This window comes from Ruegeria sp. H7 (genome assembly GCF_056532945.1).
In genome coordinates, this window is sequence record NZ_JBQFNZ010000002.1 from 249,381 (window position 1) to 268,330 (window position 18,950).

The 18,950-nt window shown below is 60.3% G+C and carries 16 protein-coding genes; 8 read left to right on the forward strand and 8 right to left on the reverse strand.

Features of this window, described 5'->3' with window-relative positions:
- Positions 1 to 36: 36 nt before the first annotated feature.
- Positions 37 to 795: a DsbA family protein gene (locus tag ACR0AC_RS06270; protein WP_480872436.1), complete on the reverse strand. Its 759-nt coding sequence runs from the start codon at positions 793 to 795 to the stop codon at positions 37 to 39.
- The gene (locus ACR0AC_RS06275; RefSeq protein ID WP_480872438.1) at positions 792 to 2,174 is read right to left on the reverse strand and encodes a M48 family metalloprotease; all 1,383 of its coding nucleotides are present in this window, start codon (positions 2,172 to 2,174) and stop codon (positions 792 to 794) included. The genes ACR0AC_RS06270 and ACR0AC_RS06275 overlap by 4 nt, the downstream gene beginning before the upstream one ends.
- Here ACR0AC_RS06275 and ACR0AC_RS06280 point away from each other — a divergent pair.
- From ACR0AC_RS06280 to ACR0AC_RS06290, 3 genes are all read left to right on the forward strand, one after another.
- Positions 2,173 to 3,336 carry an aminotransferase class I/II-fold pyridoxal phosphate-dependent enzyme gene (locus ACR0AC_RS06280; RefSeq protein ID WP_170621968.1) on the forward strand — a complete coding sequence of 388 codons (1,164 nt, stop codon included), beginning with the start codon at positions 2,173 to 2,175 and terminating at the stop codon, positions 3,334 to 3,336. The genes ACR0AC_RS06275 and ACR0AC_RS06280 overlap by 2 nt on opposite strands.
- A 66-nt stretch (positions 3,337 to 3,402) precedes the next feature.
- On the forward strand, positions 3,403 to 4,623 hold the full coding sequence (locus tag ACR0AC_RS06285) for an N-acetylmuramoyl-L-alanine amidase (RefSeq protein ID WP_480872440.1): 1,221 nt from the start codon (positions 3,403 to 3,405) through the stop codon (positions 4,621 to 4,623).
- Between the two features lie 94 nt (positions 4,624 to 4,717).
- Positions 4,718 to 7,207 (forward strand): PBP1A family penicillin-binding protein, encoded by a 2,490-nt coding sequence (locus tag ACR0AC_RS06290; protein ID WP_170449988.1) that lies wholly within the window; start codon positions 4,718 to 4,720, stop codon positions 7,205 to 7,207.
- Here ACR0AC_RS06290 and ACR0AC_RS06295 read toward each other — a convergent pair.
- The gene (locus ACR0AC_RS06295; RefSeq protein WP_480872441.1) at positions 7,201 to 8,034 is read right to left on the reverse strand and encodes an aminoglycoside phosphotransferase family protein; all 834 of its coding nucleotides are present in this window, start codon (positions 8,032 to 8,034) and stop codon (positions 7,201 to 7,203) included. The two genes, ACR0AC_RS06290 and ACR0AC_RS06295, sit on opposite strands and share 7 nt — an antisense overlap.
- A gap of 77 nt (positions 8,035 to 8,111) precedes the next feature.
- Between ACR0AC_RS06295 and prfB the strand changes: the two genes are divergently transcribed.
- The 3 genes from prfB to ACR0AC_RS06310 all read left to right on the forward strand — a co-directional run bounded on the left by prfB (position 8,112) and on the right by ACR0AC_RS06310 (position 11,634).
- The gene (prfB, locus tag ACR0AC_RS06300) at positions 8,112 to 9,236 is read left to right on the forward strand and encodes a peptide chain release factor 2 (RefSeq protein WP_170628925.1); all 1,125 of its coding nucleotides are present in this window, start codon (positions 8,112 to 8,114) and stop codon (positions 9,234 to 9,236) included.
- 185 nt (positions 9,237 to 9,421) lie between these two features.
- On the forward strand, positions 9,422 to 10,822 hold the full coding sequence (locus ACR0AC_RS06305; RefSeq protein ID WP_170621966.1) for an amidase: 1,401 nt from the start codon (positions 9,422 to 9,424) through the stop codon (positions 10,820 to 10,822).
- 26 nt (positions 10,823 to 10,848) lie between these two features.
- Positions 10,849 to 11,634 (forward strand): DUF2189 domain-containing protein, encoded by a 786-nt coding sequence (locus ACR0AC_RS06310; RefSeq protein WP_170449997.1) that lies wholly within the window; start codon positions 10,849 to 10,851, stop codon positions 11,632 to 11,634.
- On the opposite strand, the gene ACR0AC_RS06315 is transcribed toward ACR0AC_RS06310, so the two are convergent.
- The 3 genes from ACR0AC_RS06315 to ACR0AC_RS06325 all read right to left on the reverse strand — a co-directional run bounded on the left by ACR0AC_RS06315 (position 11,627) and on the right by ACR0AC_RS06325 (position 15,052).
- Complete coding sequence (locus ACR0AC_RS06315) at positions 11,627 to 12,355, reverse strand: helix-turn-helix domain-containing protein (RefSeq protein ID WP_480580769.1); 729 nt, start codon at positions 12,353 to 12,355, stop codon at positions 11,627 to 11,629. The genes ACR0AC_RS06310 and ACR0AC_RS06315 overlap by 8 nt on opposite strands.
- A gap of 317 nt (positions 12,356 to 12,672) precedes the next feature.
- Complete coding sequence (gene ilvN / locus ACR0AC_RS06320; protein ID WP_170449999.1) at positions 12,673 to 13,233, reverse strand: acetolactate synthase small subunit; 561 nt, start codon at positions 13,231 to 13,233, stop codon at positions 12,673 to 12,675.
- Positions 13,234 to 13,300: 67 nt separating this feature from the next.
- Entirely contained in the window at positions 13,301 to 15,052 is a 1,752-nt protein-coding gene (locus ACR0AC_RS06325; RefSeq protein WP_170450001.1) for an acetolactate synthase 3 large subunit, read from the reverse strand.
- A gap of 422 nt (positions 15,053 to 15,474) precedes the next feature.
- Between ACR0AC_RS06325 and ACR0AC_RS06330 the strand changes: the two genes are divergently transcribed.
- Both ACR0AC_RS06330 and ACR0AC_RS06335 read left to right on the forward strand, forming a co-directional pair.
- Complete coding sequence (locus ACR0AC_RS06330) at positions 15,475 to 16,320, forward strand: HalD/BesD family halogenase (protein WP_170453007.1); 846 nt, start codon at positions 15,475 to 15,477, stop codon at positions 16,318 to 16,320.
- A 45-nt stretch (positions 16,321 to 16,365) separates the two neighbouring features.
- Positions 16,366 to 16,749 carry a bleomycin resistance protein gene (locus tag ACR0AC_RS06335; protein ID WP_170450003.1) on the forward strand — a complete coding sequence of 128 codons (384 nt, stop codon included), beginning with the start codon at positions 16,366 to 16,368 and terminating at the stop codon, positions 16,747 to 16,749.
- 79 nt (positions 16,750 to 16,828) lie between these two features.
- Here the strand turns inward: ACR0AC_RS06335 and ACR0AC_RS06340 are convergent, their stop codons facing one another.
- Entirely contained in the window at positions 16,829 to 17,467 is a 639-nt protein-coding gene (locus ACR0AC_RS06340) for a response regulator transcription factor (RefSeq protein ID WP_170450005.1), read from the reverse strand.
- On the reverse strand, positions 17,464 to 18,897 hold the full coding sequence (locus ACR0AC_RS06345) for a cache domain-containing protein (protein WP_480872444.1): 1,434 nt from the start codon (positions 18,895 to 18,897) through the stop codon (positions 17,464 to 17,466). Before ACR0AC_RS06345 ends, ACR0AC_RS06340 begins: the two co-directional genes overlap by 4 nt.
- Positions 18,898 to 18,950 lie beyond the last annotated feature (53 nt).

Below are 18,950 nucleotides of genomic sequence, written 5' to 3' on the forward strand. Positions count from 1 at the left end.
CGGAGGAGGCGGGATGCCCGCCTCCAGACGGTTCGTTCAGCCCCGATCCGCGCGAACCCCATCTGCAATCTGTTGCATCTGGTCGGCGGGCAGGAAGCCGCGCAGCATTTCGGTGCCCAGAACAAACGAAGGCGTGCCCGAGATTTGCATCCGCTGCGCCAGGGTGCGGGTGTGCTGGATTTCTTCGGTGACCTGATCGCTATCCATTGCGGCGATGATCGCGTCGCTGTCCAGTCCCAGACCGTCCGAGATACGGCGCAGGGTCACTTCGGACGGCTCGCCGCTGAATTCAAGCAAGGCGTCGTGGACCTGTTTATACGCATCAGCGCCCGCCACATGTTTGGTGGCCACGGCAAAGCGCGAGGACAGGACCGAGGCGTCGCCAAGGATCGGGAACTCTTTGATCACCAGCCGGATGTTGCCATCGGCTTCCAGCAACTGCGCCACTTCGGGCACCGCGCGACGGCAATAGCCGCAGCGATAGTCCATGAACTCGACCAGAGTGATATCTCCGTCCGGGTTGCCGCCGACCCAGCTGAAACCGTCATTGAACAACTCATCCGCGTTGGCCGCGACCAGTTCCTTGTCGGCAGCAGCTTCGGCGGCGGCGTTGCGCTGTTCCAGAATGTTGATCGCTTCCAGAATGACCTCGGGGTTTTCCAGAAGGTACTCACGGACCTGGGCGCCAAATTCGGCGCGCTCGGTCTCGGTCATGGCGTTCAGGTCCAGCGCCTGCGCCGGGCCTGTGATCAGGGAAAGCCCCAGAAGGGCGGGTGCTGCATGTCTGAGGATCATTTCCTGTTCCTTTTTGCTTTCTTTGCGCGTTCCGAGGCAATCAACACATCCTGTGCCCTTTGCCAACCCGGAGAGCCCTCGGGCAATTGCCCGACGGCGCGCCTTGCGTGGATCCCCGCATCGGCCAACCGGCCTTGCAGGGCATATCGTTCTGCGGTGACGGTCGCCGCCATCCCGTTATTTCCAACCTGCGAATAGGCGAGACCCAGATCGCGCATCAGGCGGGCGTTTCGAAAATCACGCGCTCGCGCTTTTTCAAGCACGCCCAAAGCCTCATTGGTCTTGCCTTGCGCCAGCAATGCGCGCCCGTATCCGGCCAGAATCAATGAATCATTCGGGGCCATCTCGACCGCTTGCCCATAAGCTTGAACAGCCTCGGACAATTGTCTGTTTTCCAACAGGATTTGACCTTTGAGTTCGTAGTAGAACGGATCGTCCGGGCGAATGGCCAGCGCTTCGTCAATGGCTGCGCGGGCGCGGGCGAGGTTGCGGTTTTGGTGATGGGCCGACGCCTCGCGCATCATGCGAATGTCGCGGTCGGTTTCCTCTTTGGCGCGGCGCAAGGTCCATGTGGGTGAGCGCAGAAAGGCCGAAAGCTTGCCCTTGACCCGCGAAAACCAGTAATCGGCATTGGCGTTGGGCTCGGCCTTGTCTCCGAATTCCTCCAAAAACGCCTCGGCTGCGCGCAGACGTTCGCGGCTGGTGGGGTGGGACCGCATATAGGGGTCCTGATTGGTCAGGCTCAGCAGTTCCTGTCCGGCGAATTTGCGATGCAGCGTGACCATGCCGCTGGGCGAAATCCCGGCCCATCGCAGATAACTGGCGGCGCTTCGGTCGGCCGAGGCCTCTTCGGCCCGCGTATGGCCCAGAAAACTGCGCAAGGCCGAGCCCTGTACACCAGCGGCAATCCCGGCTGCGGCTTCCCCACCGCCAGCGACGGCGGCGATCAGGGCCAAGGCGGTGCCCAGGCCCGCATTGCGGTTTGCCGCCCGCAGGTTCTCGGCACGACGGGCGAGGTGCCCGTTGGCGATGTGGGCGGCCTCGTGTGCGATCACCGCTTGCAGCATTTCGGGGCTGTCGACGCCCAGAATCAGACCGTAATTCAGGTAGATGGCGTTGTAGTCGATGACAAAGGCGTTGAAGGTACTTTCATTGACCACCAGAATTCGCACCCGGTTGGTGTTCAGCCCGGCGGCGCGCAGCACCGGGAAGGCCAGCTCTCGCAGCCCATATTCGATATCGGGGTCGCGGATCAGGCTTTGGGCATGGCTTTGCGCTGCGGCCGTCAGCCAAACGACAGCCGCCAGTATCAGGGCCGGGATTGACGCCAGCCGGGATACGCGTTCAAAAGCCATGGCTGCAACATGGGAGATGGGCATGAGAAACTCAACCCGGTCCGGGGTCGATCCGTTTATTGTGATGGATGTGATGGAGGCCGCACGCAAAGCGGAAGAGGCCGGACGCCACATCATCCACATGGAGGTCGGCCAGCCCGGAACCGGTGCCCCCAAAGGCGCGACCGAAGCTTTGGCCGAGGCGATGCAGCAAGGGCCACTGGGCTATACGGTGGCTTTGGGCCTGCCGGCGCTGCGGCAGCGGATCGCGCGGATGTATGGCGAATGGTACAATGTCGATCTGAACCCCGAACGTGTGGTGATCACGCCCGGCTCATCCGGCGGGTTTCTGCTGGCTTTTACCGCGCTCTTTGACAGTGGCGACCGCGTAGGCATTGGCGCGCCGGGTTATCCGTCTTATCGGCAGATCCTGAAGGCCCTTGGCTTGGTCCCTGTCGATCTGCCGACTGCGCCCGAAAATCGGCTGCAACCGGTGCCCAGCGATTTTGCCGGGCTGGATCTGCAAGGTCTCATGGTCGCGTCCCCGGCCAATCCAACCGGCACCATGCTGGATCACGCGGCTATGGGTGCGCTGATCGACGCGGCGCAGGGACAGGGCGCCTCATTCATCAGCGACGAAATCTATCACGGGCTGGAATATGAGGCCAAAGCCGTCACCGCGCTGGAACTGACGGATGAGTGCTATGTGATCAATTCCTTCTCCAAGTATTTCTCGATGACCGGCTGGCGGGTCGGCTGGGTGGTGGTTCCCGAAGATCAGGTGAGGGTGGTCGAGCGGATCGCTCAGAACATGTTCATCTGTGCGCCCCATGCCAGTCAGGTGGCCGCGCTGGCCGCAATGGATTGTGACGATGAGTTGCAGGCCAATCTGGACGTCTACCGCCAGAACCGCGCGCTGATGCTGGACGGGCTGCCCAAGGCCGGTTTCACCAATATCGCCCCGCCGGACGGGGCGTTTTATGTCTATGCTGACGTCTCGGACCTGACCGACGACAGCCGCGCCTTGGCGGCGGAAATTCTGGACAAGGCCGGCGTCGCGGTCACCCCGGGGCTGGATTTCGACCCCGCGCGCGGTCACAAGACCCTGCGGTTTTCCTATGCTCGGGCCACTGCCGATATCGAAGACGGCCTGTCGCGGCTGCGCAGATTCATGTCCGAACGCGGCGCGCTGGTCCAGCAGGTCTGACCCGTTCACAAAAGGCCCCGCGTGGTATAGTCTGCCAGCCAAACGATCTCGGGAAAACTTGAGGCTATGAGCAGGATTTTCTTTTGCATCGCCCTGATCTGGGCGCTCGCCAGTGCTGCGTTTGCGCAGGATTTCAATGCGCTGGCGCGTATTCAGCCAGATCAAAGCCGCATCGAGGATACGGGGCGCACGGGTGTCCGCGTCGATCTGGGCCTTAGCCAGGGGGTGCCGTACCGCATCTTTACCCTGCGCGATCCCTACCGCATGGTCATGGACTTTCAGGAAGTCGACTGGCGCGGCCTGAACCGTGACGATTTCCTGCAATCGGACCGGATCAGCGGCGTGCAATTCGGGGCTTATGTGCCCGGTTGGTCACGTTTGGTGCTGGATCTGGGTGCGCCGATGGCCGTGGACACTGCCGAGATGAAAATCGACCAAAATGCGGGGACGGCGGTGCTGTCGCTGAACCTGAAGGGGGTCGATTTTGACGCCTTCAATGCCTCGGCTGGCGTGCCGCACAATCCCGGTTGGGATTTGCCGGAACCGGCTGTGACCGCCAAAGTGGTCCCGCCAAATGCAGATCGACCGCTGCGCGTGATGCTGGACCCGGGCCATGGTGGTATCGATCCGGGGGCCGAGGTTGGCGGGATCGATGAGAAAACCATGATGCTGAACTTTGCCCGCGAACTGCGCGAGCTGCTTTTGCGATCAGGCGGTTACGAGGTTTATTTGACGCGAACCGGCGATCATTTCGTGTCGCTGGAACGCCGCATCGCTCTGGCGCATCAGGCGGGTGTGGATCTGTTTGTCTCACTGCACGCGGATTCACTGTCCGAAGGGCAGGCCCATGGCGCGGTGGTCTATACCCTGTCGGAAGAGGCCTCGGACATGGCCAGTCTGAAACTGGCCGAACGGCATGATCGGGGGGATCTGCTGTCCGGCGTCGATCTGAGCGGGGCGGATGATCAAGTCACTGACGTTTTGCTAGATCTGGCGCGGCAGGAAACCCAGCCGCGCACGGATGCGCTGGCGCGGGCGGTTGCGAACGGCATGGCGCAGCAGGGTGGGCCGATGAACAGCAAACCCTTGCGATCTGCCTCCTTCTCGGTGCTCAAGGCAGCCGACATCCCCTCGGTTCTGGTCGAGCTTGGATTTCTGTCCAGCCCCAGAGACCTGAAAAACATCAAAAATCCCGAATGGCGCGCCCAGATGGCGCTGGGGATTTATCAGGGGTTGGAAGACTGGCGGCAGCAGGATGTGATCAGACGATCCCTGATTGGACAGTGACCTGAGGGCGCAAAGCGGCTAGAATGCGCTTGTGGTTTTGACCCTTGGGCGGTGCGTCCCTATATAGGCGGCAGCGCGAGAAAAAGGCAGTAACGTGATCCGGTTCATTCTTTCGATTTTCGGGGCGATCTTCAGCCTCGTGACTTTGGGTATTTTCATGACCGCGCTGGTGATCGGCGCGGTATTCTGGATGTATGGCCGCGATCTGCCCAGCCATGAATCATTGGCCCAATACAAGCCCCCGACGATCAGCCGGATTTACTCGGGTGAAGGCCAGTTGATCGACGAGTTCGCGCAGGAACGTCGTTTGTTCACCCCGTCCGAGGAAATTCCCGATCTGGTGAAACAGGCCTTTATTTCGGCGGAAGATAAGAACTTTTACAGCCACCAGGGCTATGACCCGCGCGGAATCATCGCGGCAGGGGTTGAGGCGGTTCGGACCAAGGGTGAGACCGTCCGCGGGGCCTCGACCATCACGCAGCAGGTGATGAAGAACTTCCTGCTGTCTGGCGACCGTCGGGCCGAGCGCAAGATCAAGGAAATCATCCTCGCCACCCGGCTCGAGGATACGTTGGACAAGGAACAGATCCTCGAACTCTACATGAACGAGATCTTTCTGGGCCAGAACTCCTACGGCGTGACCGCTGCAGCGCAGACTTATTTCAACAAGACCCTGCAGGAACTGGCCCCGCATGAGGCCGCGATGCTGGCCGCCATGCCCAAGGCACCGTCTGACTACCATCCGGTTCGCCAAAAGGAACGCCTGCTGGCCCGTCGCAACTATGTGCTGCGCGAGATGAACCAGAACGGCTATATCGATCAGGCGACCTATGAGGTCGAGGTCGAAATGCCTCTGCGCTCGGTTCAAAACGGAGATTTCGAAAGCTTCCGTACCGCCTTGCCACCGCGTGATTATTTCACCGATGAAATTCGCCGTCAGCTTAGCGAGGATTTTGGTGAGGGTGAATTCTTTACCGGCGGCTTCACCGTCCGCGCCTCGGTTGACGAAGAGATGCAGGTCGAAGCCGCCCGCGCGTTGCGTGAAGCGTTGCAGAAATACGACCTGTCGCGCGGCAAATGGCGCGGAACCGGCGAGGTGATCCCAGAAGAACAATTGGCGGACGAGGCGCAGTGGCGTCAGGCGCTTGCGCTGATGGAAATCCCCCGCGACGTGGTGCTGCCGACCCAATGGTACCCGGCGGTTGTGATGGACGTGGCCGAACAGCAGTTGACGGTCGGGATCGAGGATGGCCCGTCCGATGGCACAATCCCGCGATCTGACATCAAATGGATGCAGGGCAACTTCTTCGACAATTTCAAACGCGGCGACGTGATCCTTGTCATGGCCGGGGAAGAGGGCCAATGGTCCGCCCGTCAGGTGCCCGAAGTGCAGGGCGGTTTTGTCGCGATGGATGTGAACTCGGGCCGTGTTCTGGCGATGCAGGGCGGGTTCTCGTATCAGGATACGGTGTTCAACCGCGCCACACAGGCGCAGCGTCAGCCGGGATCGTCCTTTAAGCCCTTCGTTTATGCTGCCGCGCTGGACAGTGGCTACAGCCCGGCAACCATCGTTGTGGATGCCCCGATCGAGGTGAACACGCCGCAGGGCCTGTGGCGGCCCAAGAACTCGTCGAACAAATTCTATGGTCCCACGCCGCTGCGCACGGGGATCGAGCAATCTCGGAACCTGATGACCATTCGTCTGGCGCAAGAGGTCACGATGCCCGTTGTCGCCGGATATGCGGAACGGTTTGGGGTCTATGACCGGATGGGCGCGTTTCTGGCCAACTCCTTGGGGTCCGAGGAAACCACGCTGTACAAAATGGTCGCCGCCTACGCGATGTTCGCCAATGGCGGTGAACGGGTCGAGCCCACTCTGGTCGACCGTATTCAGGACCGCTTCGGCAAGACGATCTACCGCCATGACGACCGGCAATGTCTGGATTGCAACTCAAGCTGGCTGGAGCCAGACGAGTCGCCGACCATCGAGACCAACCGCTCTCAGGTCATGGATGCGATCACCGCGTATCAGCTGACCTCGATGATGAAGGGCGTTGTGGATCGTGGCACTGCGTCGCGCTATGTGAACCTGCCGGTTCCAACGGCGGGCAAAACCGGAACGACCAACGAGTCGAAGGACGCTTGGTTCATTGGCTTCACCTCGAACATCGTAGCCGGTTGCTATATTGGTTATGACCGTCCGCGCCCGATGGGCCGGGGGGCCTATGGCGGCACCATGTGCGGCCCGGTCTTCCAGAGCTTCATGGAAAAGGCCGTTGAGAAATATGGTGGCGGCCCGTTCGAAGTGCCCGAAGGTGGTCATTTCATCAAGATCGACCGCTTTAGCGGTGCGCGCCTACCTGCGGATGCAACGGGCGACTATGTGGTGGCCGAGTATTTCCGGGATGGCGTCGATGGCTTCATCGACCGGATTTATGACGGTGGCTTTGCTATCGGCTCGGACCTGCCGCTGTTCGAAGAAGTGCAGCGCGCGGGTGTTCAGGTGCAGACCTCGACCGGTCAGACGGTCACGGTTGGGCCAAAGGCCACGCAGGGCGATGTGACGACAGGCGGGCTTTACTGATCAGCCGCTTTCAGAAGCACGTGCAGAAGATCGGCCTCTTCATCCCTTGTGACGAGGCCGTTTGACCTCCAGAAAATCGACAAGGCGCTTTTAGCGGCCGCCCATTGGGCAAGCCGTTTGCGCAACACACCAAGGTTGTTGGCATAGAGCGTCAGGCAGCGTTCGATCTGCTTTGGCTGGCGCACCAAATCCGGCATTCCTTTCGGGTGACGGATCGCATTGGCCAGTTCAAACGCGGGATCGCCCAGATACCCTTTGGCGTCAAACACACGTGGGCCGCTGTCTGTCAGGATGACATTGTCCGGGTGCAGGTCGCCATGCAGCGGCTGGGGTGTTGGTTGGGTTTCCAACAGATGCTTGGCCAGAACGATGGCGCGCGTCATGTCCTGCGTCAGGGGCGTTGGGCATTTCGGGTCGAATTTGCATTGAAAGAGGGGTGTCATGACATCCGCTAGCGGGCGCAACCCTTGCAGTGTTGGTTGTGGCGATGCGTGTAACCTTGTGGCAGTTTCTGCCAGCGCGTTCAGAGCCTCAGTCACCGCGCCTTGCCGGGCAATGTCGCCGAGGGTTGGGCCCTCGAGCCATTCCATCAAAATCGCCGTTTCGGTTTCGCGCAGGATTGTAACGGCACCCCGGTCCTGCCATGCGCACAACAGATCGGCCCCGCAGGCCTCGTTCCCGCGATTTTCGCGGGGGTAGAGTTTCAGCGCGACATCCGCGCCGCTCGCATCGCGCACCTTCCACACCCGCGCGGCACCGGTTTCGGCGACGGGCCTGACCATCGTCAATCGCCAGTGATCCAGAATCTCTTGCGGTGGGGCCTGCATTCACCTCTCGCCTGTCTTGTGGTGGCCTTCACCTCTTGCTATCACGCAGGCCTGATTGAGCAAGTTGGGACAAGACCATGCGCGCCGAAACCCAGAATATCGTGGCGGAAATCGAAAAGTCGCTGGAGCTGTTGGCGCAGCGCATGGACTATGAAACCGCGCCGCACCGGTTAGAGGAATTCAACGCGCGGGTCGAGGACCCCAACCTTTGGGACAGCCCTGAAAACGCGCAGAAACTGATGCGCGAGCGCCAGATGCTGGTCGACGCGATTGAGACCTATGAGACCATCAAAACCGATCTCAGCGACAATATCGAGCTGATCGAGCTGGGCGAGATGGAAGAGGACGAAGAGGTTGTTCAGGACGCCGAAGCGGCCATCAAGGCGCTTGGGGCCAAGGCGGCCAAGAAAGAGCTTGAGGCGCTGCTGGATGGCGAGGCCGACAGCAATGATACTTTCCTTGAGATCAACTCGGGCGCGGGTGGGACGGAAAGCTGCGACTGGGCCTCGATGCTGGCGCGGATGTATGTGCGGTGGGCCGAAAAGAAGGGGTACACTGTCGAGTTGCAGTCCGAAACGGCGGGCGAAGAGGCGGGGATCAAATCTGCCGCCTACAAAATTTCGGGCCATAACGCTTATGGCTGGCTGAAATCGGAAAGCGGTGTGCACCGGTTGGTACGGATTTCGCCTTACGACTCGGCGGCCAAGCGGCATACCTCGTTCAGTTCGGTCTGGGTGTACCCGGTGGTGGACGACAATATCGAGATCGAGGTGAACCCGGCGGATATCCGCATCGATACGTATCGGTCCTCGGGTGCGGGTGGTCAGCACGTGAACACCACGGACTCGGCGGTGCGGATCACGCACATTCCGACCGGGATTGTTGTGACGAGTTCCGAGAAATCGCAGCACCAGAACCGCGACATTGCCATGAAGGCGCTGAAATCGCGGCTGTATCAACAAGAGCTGGACCGCCGGAATGCCGACATCAATGCGGCGCATGAGGCGAAGGGCGATGCCGGTTGGGGCAACCAGATCCGGTCTTACGTCTTGCAGCCGTATCAGATGGTGAAAGACCTGCGGACGAACCATGAGACCTCGGACACCAAAGGTGTGTTGGACGGGGATCTGGACGGGTTCATGGCGGCGACACTTGCATTGAACGTAGCAGGCAAAAGCCGGTCCGAAGCGCAGGGCGACTAAGTGGGTCGGGGGCTCTGCCCCCGCCGCGGCAAGCCGCGACTCCCCCGAGATATTTTTAGCCAGATGAAGGGGATCCAGGCGGCGCAGGCTGACCCGGGAAAGATGTATTTAAACAGTGGGTTTTATTGACCTTGCGGCCCGACTAGGCTGATTGTGACGTGAGTTGCATTGCTGCCGGAGCCCATATGAACCTCTCAGACCATTCTGCGCGGACGCTGATTTCTGACCTGTCGCACAGGCGGGTGACAGCGGTCGAGGTGATGCGCGCGACGCTGGAGCGGATCGGGCAGGTGAATGGCGTGGTGAATGCCATTGTCGCCTTGCGGGACGAAGATGCGCTGTTGGCCGAGGCGCAGGCGATGGATGAAGGGCCCATTTGCGGGCCGTTGCACGGGGTGCCGATCGCAGTGAAGGATTTGGTCAACGTGGCGGGTGTTGTCTCATCGCAGGGGTCGCCTTTGTTCGATGGGTTTGTGCCTGACACGGATGATCTGATCGCGGCGCGGATGCGGGCGGCGGGGGCGATCCTGATTGGCAAGACCAATACACCGGAATTCGGGTTGGGCTCGCATACGTTCAATCCGGTCTATGGGGCGACGCGGAACCCATATGACGCCGCGCGCACCTGCGGCGGGTCTTCGGGCGGGGCGGCGGTGGCCTTGGCGACGGGGATGGTGGCGCTGGCAGATGGTTCGGACATGATGGGCAGTTTGCGCAACCCGGCAGCGTGGAACAATGTGTATGGCTTTCGGCCCAGCTGGGGGCGGGTGCCGTCGGACCCGGTTGGCGATGGGTTTTTGCATCAGTTGTCGACTTTGGGTCCGATGGCGCGAAGCCCGGAGGATCTGGGCCTGTTGTTGGATGTGATCTCAGGCCCTGATCCGCGCCTGCCTCTGGCTGCTTCAAGCGCAACGGTCTCACCAGTGAGACCCGCCGATCTGAGCGGTATTCGGATTGGGTGGCTGGGCGATTGGGACGGGGCGTTTCCGATGGAGGAGGGGGTTCTGGACCTCTGCCAAGTGGCCACGCGGGTCTTTGAAGACCTGGGGGCTGAGGTCGAGCCCGTGCCGCCGCCCTTTGATGCCGAACGGATGTGGGACAGTTGGATCACCCTGCGATCCTGGTCGGTTGCTACGGGTCTGGAGCCCTTGTCCGGGCAACGCTCGGCCTTGAAGGACAGCGCGCTGTGGGAGTTGGAACGGGGCCTGGCGCTGACCGCCATGCAGGTTCATCAGGCGAGTGTGGTGCGGTCCGAATGGTTCCGGACGGCGGCGGAGGTATTTCAAAGCTATGACGCGCTGATCCTGCCTGCCGCGCAGGTCTGGCCCTTTGCGGTTGAGACACCGTATCCGACCGAGATTGCCGGGCGTGCAATGGACACTTATCACCGCTGGATGCACGTGACGGTGCCGGTCAGCCTGATTGGCTTGCCCTGTCTGGCGGTTCCGGCCGGGTTTGGGGCGCAGGGGTTGCCGATGGGCTTGCAACTGTTCGGGCCGCGCGGGTCGGACGCGCGGTTGTTGTCGCTGGGCGCGGCTTATCACGCCGCAACCGATTGGCCAAAAAGAAGACCGGCAATGCCATAGCGCCGGGCAGGGAGGGAGGAAACGAGATGGAGAAGCCTTTTGGAGTTCCACAGATGCAAGCGGTCAACACCGCGATGTTGCGCAGCGCTTTGCGACAGGCCTGGGCCGATTATCGCCGCGCGCCGGTGTTTGGTCTGATATTTGCCGGGTTCTATGTTCTGGCCGGGTGGGCGATGGCCTGGGTGACGGTGCAAACAGGCACAACCTTTTGGCTGGTTCTGGCTGCCATCAGTTTTCCGTTGCTTGGACCTTTTGCAGCGGTTGGGCTGTATGAGGTCTCGCACCGGTTGGAACGGGGTGAACCACTTGATATGAAGGCGATTTTCGGGGTGGTGATACAGCAAAGCCGCCGTCAACTGCCTTCGATCTGCGCCATTATTGTGGTGGTGTTTCTGTTCTGGTTCTTTCTGGGTCACATGATCTTTGCCCTATTCATGGGGCTGTCGACCATGACGAACGTGTCCACGTCGATCGAGGTATTTCTGACGCTGAACGGATTGACGATGCTGGCCGTCGGCACCGTTGTTGGCGCTGTGTTTGCGACGCTTCTTTACATGATTTCCGTTCTGTCGATTCCGATGCTGCTGGATCGCGAGCTGGATTTTGTCACCGCCATGATTGCCAGCTTTACGTATGTTTCCGAAAATAAGGCCGTGATGCTTGCATGGGGGGCGTTCATTGCCGTGCTGACATTTGTCGCCATGATTCCGTGGTTTCTGGGCCTGCTGATTGTCCTGCCACTGTTGGGGCACGCAAGCTGGCACCTGTATCGAGAAATCGCGCAAGCCGACAAGGCCGAGATCGCTAGCTGACAGCCAGCCCACCCGGCGCGGACAACGTGCTGGATTTCATGGATTGCCGGGCCGTGTGGAACACGGCACCGGCGTTCTGGCCAAGATGCTGCAACATGACCGGTTTGGGCTCCTGCGCCGTAGACGGCCGGATCACCGTGCCGCGCCAGTGATCTGCATCGGGAGTGATGACGTAAATCTTGCTGTTTGCCCCGCCGCGTTGGGATGTCAGGATCGAGACGTGATCCCCGGAACTGGCGGCGATGCCCTGAATCTCGCGGGCTTTTGGCGGTGCGCCGGGCATCAGGCCGCGCGGTGTGTATCCGCGGACCAACGTGCATTGCGGCAATCGGGTTGCGTACAGCATCGACACTTGCGGCGTAAGGGGCTGGCTTTCGACAACTGCATAAAAGCCAGACGGAAAGGGGGTCGCGGCGCTGGGTTCGGACCCAGAGCCAAGAAACTGGGTCAGGACAGAACTGGCCGGGTGGCCCTCGGACTTGGGGATGTCGTTCAGCGGTTCCAGAACAATTCGGGCATCAATGTCGAAGAACCGGCAGATGCGATCCAGAACGTCGGGGCGGGGAAAACTTTCGCCTGCCAGATAGCGGTTGAACTGGGTCCGGTTGATTCCCAGTTTCCGACACAGAGCCGAGACAGACGGATGCTGTCGCGCAAGCTGTCTGAGATTCGAACCGAACATGGCCCGAAGCTCAGCAGGGCTGCGAATGTCGTCGGTCATGTCTGTCCCCGGCGTTACCAATTCCCTGCAAAAACATGATAGCGGCGTCCGGATAACCGTACGCATATCAGCAATCGTAAAGATGACCCCAAGCAACGTATCCCCACGTCGCGTTGCGGCCACGAGGCTAACGCGCCGTAAGCCAAAGGCAATAGGCTTTATTCCAATTTGTTTGATGTTTATCCGAGAGAGGGCGGCGTTATGACAAAATTAACGCACATAAACTCAATCAGAGGCTGTCAGGGGCAGCATATTGGCACGTCAGGCCTGTCCTTGCCCCGGTTTCATCCAGTGAACCGGGGCAGGGCGTTGGTTCTTTAGTCGCCGCGCAGCAAGGCAGCGACGCCGGTGCGGGCAATCTCGATCAATCCCAGCGGACGCATCAGATCGGCAAAGGCGTCGATCTTGTCCGGCGCACCGGTGATCTCGAAGATGAACGAATTGAGCGTGCTGTCGACCACATTGGCGCGGAAGATATCGGCCAGCCGCAGCGCCTCGACCCGTTTGTCGCCTTCGCCCACCACCTTGATGATGGCCAGTTCACGCTCGACCGAGGGGCCCTCGACCGTCAGGTCATGCACGTCATGAACCGGCACAATACGGCCAAGTTGCGCCTTGATCTGCTCGATCACCTGCGGGGTTCCGGCGGTGACAATGGTGATCCGGCTCAGGTGGCCGGTGTGATCCACCTCGGCCACAGTCAGGCTTTCGATGTTGTAACCACGGCCCGAGAACAAGCCGATCACGCGGGCCAGAACACCGGGTTCGTTCTCGACCAGAACCGCGATGGTGTGGCGTTCCTGAACGTCCGAAAACGTAGGCCGTAGGTTATAGGCCGAGTGGCGGGTGGAGCCTTTTTTGATATGTAGGGCAGACATTTATGTCCCTTTCATCATCCATCTGTGGCCGGACGCGCGAGGCGTCCGACTGAAATCTTCAAATGCGTCAGACCAGAACCGAGCCTTTGGAGTCGATCACGCCCTGTGTCTCGGCCTCGCCCAGCAGCATTTCGTTATGGGCCTTGCCCGACGGGATCATGGGGAAGCAGTTTTCGTGCTTTTCGACCAGACAGTCGAAGATCACCGGGCCGTCATAGGTGATCATCTCCATGATCGCATCGTCCAGATCGGCGGGGTCGGAACACAGGATGCCTTTCGCCCCAAACGCCTCGGCGAGTTTTACGAAATCGGGCAGGGCCTCGGACCAGGAATGCGAATAGCGCTCGCCATGCAGCAGTTCCTGCCACTGGCGCACCATGCCCAGACGTTCATTGTTCAGGATGAACTGTTTCACCGGCAGGCGGTACTGAACGGCGGTGCCCATTTCCTGCATGTTCATCAGCCACGACGCCTCGCCCGCAACGTTGATCACCAGCGCATCCGGGTGCGCCATCTGCACACCGATCGAGGCCGGGAAGCCATAGCCCATCGTGCCCAGACCACCGGATGTCATCCAGCGGTTCGGATCTTCGAACCCGAGGTACTGCGCGGCCCACATCTGGTGCTGGCCCACTTCGGTGGTGATGTAGCGGTCGTGTTTCTTGGTCAGCTCTTCCAGCCGCTGCAGCGCGTGCTGCGGTTTGATGGTCTTTTCGCTGGCGGTGAAGGCCAGGCAATTCACCTTGCGCCAATCCGCGATCTGCGCCTGCCATTGCTTGACCGAGGCCGCATCGGTTTTGCGCCCGCGCGACTTCCAGACCTTCAGAATGTCTTCCAGCACATGGGCCACGTCGCCAACAATGGGGATGTCCACGCGGATCACCTTGTTGATCGAGGACGGATCGATATCCACATGCGCCTTCTTCGAATTGGGCGAAAACGCATCGATGCGCCCGGTGATCCGGTCATCGAACCGCGCGCCGATATTGATCATCAGATCGCAGTCATGCATCGCCATGTTGGCTTCGTACAGCCCGTGCATGCCCAGCATGCCCAGCCAGTTTTCGCCCGACGCCGGATAAGCCCCCAGACCCATAAGGGTCGAGGTGATGGGGAAGCCGGTCGCGTCCACCAGCTCGCGCAGCAATTGGCTGGCCGCGGGGCCGGAATTGATGACGCCGCCGCCAGTGTAGAAAACCGGCTTTTTGGCAGTTTCCATTGCGGCAACCAGTTCGGTGATCTCTTCCAGATCGCCTTTCAGAACCGGCTGGTAATGCGATGTCGACGGCTTCGGCGCGTTGTATTCACCGCTTGCAAACTGCACGTCCTTCGGGATGTCGATCAACACCGGGCCGGGACGGCCGGATTTGGCGACGTGAAAGGCTTCGTGAATGGTTGCGGACAGGGAATCCGTATCCTTCACCAGCCAGTTATGCTTGGTGCAGGGGCGGGTGATGCCGACGGTGTCGGCCTCTTGAAACGCGTCCGAGCCGATCATGAAGGTCGGAACCTGTCCGGTCAGAACCACAATCGGGATCGAATCCAGCAGCGCGTCGGTCAGACCGGTCACCGCGTTTGTCGCGCCGGGGCCGGATGTCACCAGCGCAACGCCCGGCTTGCCGGTCGAGCGCGCATAGCCTTCGGCGGCGTGCACCGCGCCCTGTTCGTGGCGCACCAGAATGTGGCGAATGTCGTTTTGCAGAAAGATCTCATCATAGATCGGTAGCACGGCGCCGCCGGGGTATCCGAATACCGTGTCCACGCCCTGATCCTTGAGGGCCTGAACCACCATCTTTGCGCCGGTCATCTCACGTGTCATCTGCTTTGCTCCGTTCGCGACATGTGTCTTGCGTTTCGCATAAAAAAAGCCCCCGATTTTTTCGGAGGCGCATGGGTTCGATTATGGTTTACCGTTACCGGCCCATGCGCGTGGTTCCTACGATTACGACTAGCGTTCTCATCGCCAGAGGCTCCTTCTTTGCGTGCAGGGACATTATGGTCGGCGCGCAGGGGCGTCAACAGGCAATTGCACCAATTTTCTATCCTGAGGACCTGATTTTGCGACATTTTGTTGCGCAGATTGCCGCATGCTGGGAACTTCCGGCAATTTGTGGTGGAAAACCGCCGGTTGAACGGAATTTGAACTGGTCGGAATGCGTCAATGGAATGTCCGAAACGGGCATGATTGGCGGTTGTGTCTGCGCCACGCTGTGGGGGACGGAACCAACTGCGAGGCTCATCATGCTGCACGATCTGGTGGATTTGGGGCGCTATCCGATAGACTGTCCGGGGTCTCATGCCTATGACCGGATGATCGGCGACATTCAGCGCGAGTTAGAGCAGGATGGATGCGCCGTTTTGCCGGGGTTCGTGCATCAGGACGGGTTAAATCTGCTGGTGCAGGAGGCGGACGCCGTCGCGCCGCAGGCGCATCGCTCGTTCAATCGCACCAACGCCTATTTCACCAAAGACGACCCCCGGTTTGGCATCGGCCACCCGATCCGGCGCTTTTATGATCGGTCAAACGCGTTTGTCCCGGCTGACAACTTCCCGAAATCCAGCCCGCTGCGCCGGATTTACGAGTTTGACGGGTTCCTGCCGTTCATACGCGTCGCATTGGATGAACCCGAGGACAGGTTCTTTCGTTATGACGACCCGCTGGCGGATGTGATTATCAATGTAGTGGAAGAGGGGCAGGGTTTTCCCTGGCATTTCGACACCAACAATTTCACCGTCACTCTTGCCATCCAGAACGGGGAACAGGGCGGGGCGTTTGAGTATGCGCCGAACCTCCGCACCGCAGAAGATGAGAATTTCAATGCGGTGGCCTCGGTTCTGGATGGCGATATGTCCCGTGTCTGTCAGCTGGAACTTCAACCGGGCGACCTGCAGATATTCAAGGGGCGGTATTCACTGCACCGGGTTGCGCCGGTTTCCGGGGCGCGGCGTCGCTATGTGGGGATTTTTTCCTTTGTCGAGGCCGAGGGGATGTGCGGCGGGATCGAGCGGACGCGACAGCTATATGGCCGCGTTCTGCCGCACCATTACGAACGGGAAGGAACGCGCAAAGATCAGCTGCTGGATTGATACGGCCCAGCGTGTAGGATGGTGCTGTTTCTTGCGGAGGCCGGAATGTCCAACATCCTGCAACTCACGCCATTTGTTCTGTGCGCGTCACTGGACGCGCAGATCGCGTTCTACTGCACGCGGCTGGGATTTGAATGCAACTTCAGGCAGGACAATTACGCCTTTTTGAAGAACGGCCCGATTGCCATTCGGCTGTTGGAATGCCCGCCACGCGAAGATGGCAAACCCTTGGGGGACAATCAGTCCTATTATATCGACGTTCAGGACATTGACGCGCTGTATGACAGCCTGAAAGACGGGCTAAGCGACCTGCCCGAGGGGCGCGTGCGTCCACCGTTTGACCAGCCGTATTTGCAACGGGAATTCCACGTCATCGATGAGGACGGAACGCTGATCTTTTTTGGCGAGGATATTCGGCCAAGGGAGTAAGCCTCCCGTCCATCGTCGCAGCGCCTGCGGCGCATCTCCTCTGGTTGGGCCAGGCAGCGCGTGCCGCGCTGCGGCTGTGTCAGTAGCCGACGCCGGTGCCCTGCAAGACACCGTGTTCCAGAGCATAACGGGTCAGGCCTGCCGTAGACGAGATGCCCAGCTTGCGTTTGATGTTCTTGCGGTGGGTTTCAACGGTGCGGACCGAGATATCCAGCGCCAGCGCGACCTCTTTGTTCGATTTGCCCTGCGCCAGTTCCAGCAGAATGGTCTGTTCGCGGCCCGTCAATGCCTCGCGCGTGCTGTCGCCCTTGGGTTTCAGCGATCCGCTTGCGCCGGTGCACAGGTATTGCTGACCCTGCATCACGGCGTCGATGGCCTGTTTGATCTCATCGGTGGGGACGTCTTTGAGGATATACCCCTTGGCCCCGTGGCTGAGTGCGGTCGAGATATATTCGGGGCTGTCATGCATCGACAGGATCAGGATGCGCGTTTCGGGCAGGCGTTCGAGGATGATCTCGGTCGCGCTCAGGCCGCCAAGGCCGGGCATGTTCAGATCCATCAGGATCACGTCGGGGGCCAGCCCGACCGCCTGATCCACCGCCGCCTGACCGCTGCCCAATGTGCCGACCACCTCGATCTCATCATAGCTTTCCAGGATCGACTGGATGCCTTCGGCCACCATCGGGTGATCGTCGACGATGAGAACTCGGATTGTCATGTACCGGCCTTTCGGTTCGGGGTTGCGTCTTCCTGCGGCGGCAGCAGGCGGCTGAGCGGCAGGCTGGCCTCGATCGCCGTGCCCCCGCGCGGGCCGCGTGATGACAGAATACGCAGCGATCCGTCAAGCTGTTCGATGCGTTCCTGCATATTGCGCAGCCCGATCCCGGTGGTGATCTGGCCCGGTTCCGTCCGCAACCCGCGCCCGTTATCGGTGATCCGCATGGTCGCGCCCTTCTTGTGGCCACGCAGATCGATTGTAACACGGGTTGCATCCGCGTGGCGTTCGATATTGGTCAGCGCCTCTTGCGCAATACGGTAGAGGGCGATCTTGCTGTCATGGTCCAGCCGGTTGCGGAACACGACGGTCGAGAACTCGGTCTCGATTCCGGTGCGGTCGCGGAAATCATCGGTCAGGGCCTTCAATGCAGGGCCGAGGCCCAAATCGTCCAGCACGCCGGGGCGCAGGTCGCGGCTGATGCGCCGGACCTCGGTAATGGCAGTCCCGAGGTGATCGATGCCCTTGTCCAGCGGGTCCTGAGCGCCCGCATCATCGCCGCGCGACAGGCGGCGGCGGGCATTGTCCAAAGCGTAGCGCACGCCGACGAGGATCTGGCTGATACCGTCATGCAATTCACGCGCCACCCGGCCACGTTCTTCTTCCTGCGCATCAAAGACGCGCTGAGTCAGTTCCTTCAGCTTGGCATCGGCCAACCGCCGCTCGCGGATATTCAGAAGCATGCCCGAGGCAAAGACGATCAGCACAGCAGCCAGAACGATGCCGCCGATATACATGAAGGTGCGCTGAACCCGCGCCTCGACCTCGGCGCGGGCATTGGCGACGGTGGCCACGATATCGTCGATGAAGACGCCGGTGCCCACAGCCCAACGCCAATCCTGCAAGCCCACCACGTAGGCGATCATCTGCGCCTCTTCCCCGGTCGAGGGCTTTTGCCACATGAAGCTGTGCCAACCGGCCCCCTGACGGGCCAGAGTGATGAATTCGTCGACAATCGGGGTGCCGTCACTGTCGGTCAGCCCTTCCCAATTGCGGTTGATGAATTGGGTCTGGCGCGGGCTGACCAGATTGGTGCCATCGTAATCGTAGACGAAAAAGAACCCGTCCTGCCCGTAGATCATGGCCGACAGGATCTGAGTGACAAGGGTTTTGGCGACCTGATCATCCGGTTCGGCGCGGCCATAGATATAGGCAAACCCGTTGCGGGCCTGGGTGACGTAATTCTTCAACTCTTCCTTCTTGGCCTGGATCAGGCTGCGCTCCAGCGCTTGGATCTCGCGCTCGGCGGTGGCACGGGCCTGATAGGCGACCAGTATGGCAATCGCGGCAACGGCAACGACCAGAGGGATGGCCGCAACCAAAGACAGTTTCTGCGCATAGGTCAGCGAAACCAGATTTCTAAGTCTTTGCATGGTCGAATCGATACGCAAGCGGCGGCAAAAATGCAAAAAGATTGAACAATTCG

Coding starts and splice junctions, on each gene's coding strand:
- ACR0AC_RS06345 (WP_480872444.1), bottom strand. CDS start 18,897: ATGCAAAGACTTAGAAATCTGGTTTCGCTGACCTATGCGCAGAAACTG.
- ACR0AC_RS06270 (WP_480872436.1), bottom strand. CDS start 795: ATGATCCTCAGACATGCAGCACCCGCCCTTCTGGGGCTTTCCCTGATC.
- ilvN (WP_170449999.1), bottom strand. CDS start 13,233: ATGTCTGCCCTACATATCAAAAAAGGCTCCACCCGCCACTCGGCCTAT.
- ACR0AC_RS06305 (WP_170621966.1), top strand. CDS start 9,422: ATGAACCTCTCAGACCATTCTGCGCGGACGCTGATTTCTGACCTGTCG.
- ACR0AC_RS06335 (WP_170450003.1), top strand. CDS start 16,366: ATGTCCAACATCCTGCAACTCACGCCATTTGTTCTGTGCGCGTCACTG.
- ACR0AC_RS06330 (WP_170453007.1), top strand. CDS start 15,475: ATGCTGCACGATCTGGTGGATTTGGGGCGCTATCCGATAGACTGTCCG.
- prfB (WP_170628925.1), top strand. CDS start 8,112: ATGCGCGCCGAAACCCAGAATATCGTGGCGGAAATCGAAAAGTCGCTG.
- ACR0AC_RS06275 (WP_480872438.1), bottom strand. CDS start 2,174: ATGCCCATCTCCCATGTTGCAGCCATGGCTTTTGAACGCGTATCCCGG.
- ACR0AC_RS06340 (WP_170450005.1), bottom strand. CDS start 17,467: ATGACAATCCGAGTTCTCATCGTCGACGATCACCCGATGGTGGCCGAA.
- ACR0AC_RS06315 (WP_480580769.1), bottom strand. CDS start 12,355: ATGACCGACGACATTCGCAGCCCTGCTGAGCTTCGGGCCATGTTCGGT.
- ACR0AC_RS06325 (WP_170450001.1), bottom strand. CDS start 15,052: ATGACACGTGAGATGACCGGCGCAAAGATGGTGGTTCAGGCCCTCAAG.
- ACR0AC_RS06295 (WP_480872441.1), bottom strand. CDS start 8,034: ATGCAGGCCCCACCGCAAGAGATTCTGGATCACTGGCGATTGACGATG.
- ACR0AC_RS06285 (WP_480872440.1), top strand. CDS start 3,403: ATGAGCAGGATTTTCTTTTGCATCGCCCTGATCTGGGCGCTCGCCAGT.
- ACR0AC_RS06280 (WP_170621968.1), top strand. CDS start 2,173: ATGAGAAACTCAACCCGGTCCGGGGTCGATCCGTTTATTGTGATGGAT.
- ACR0AC_RS06310 (WP_170449997.1), top strand. CDS start 10,849: ATGGAGAAGCCTTTTGGAGTTCCACAGATGCAAGCGGTCAACACCGCG.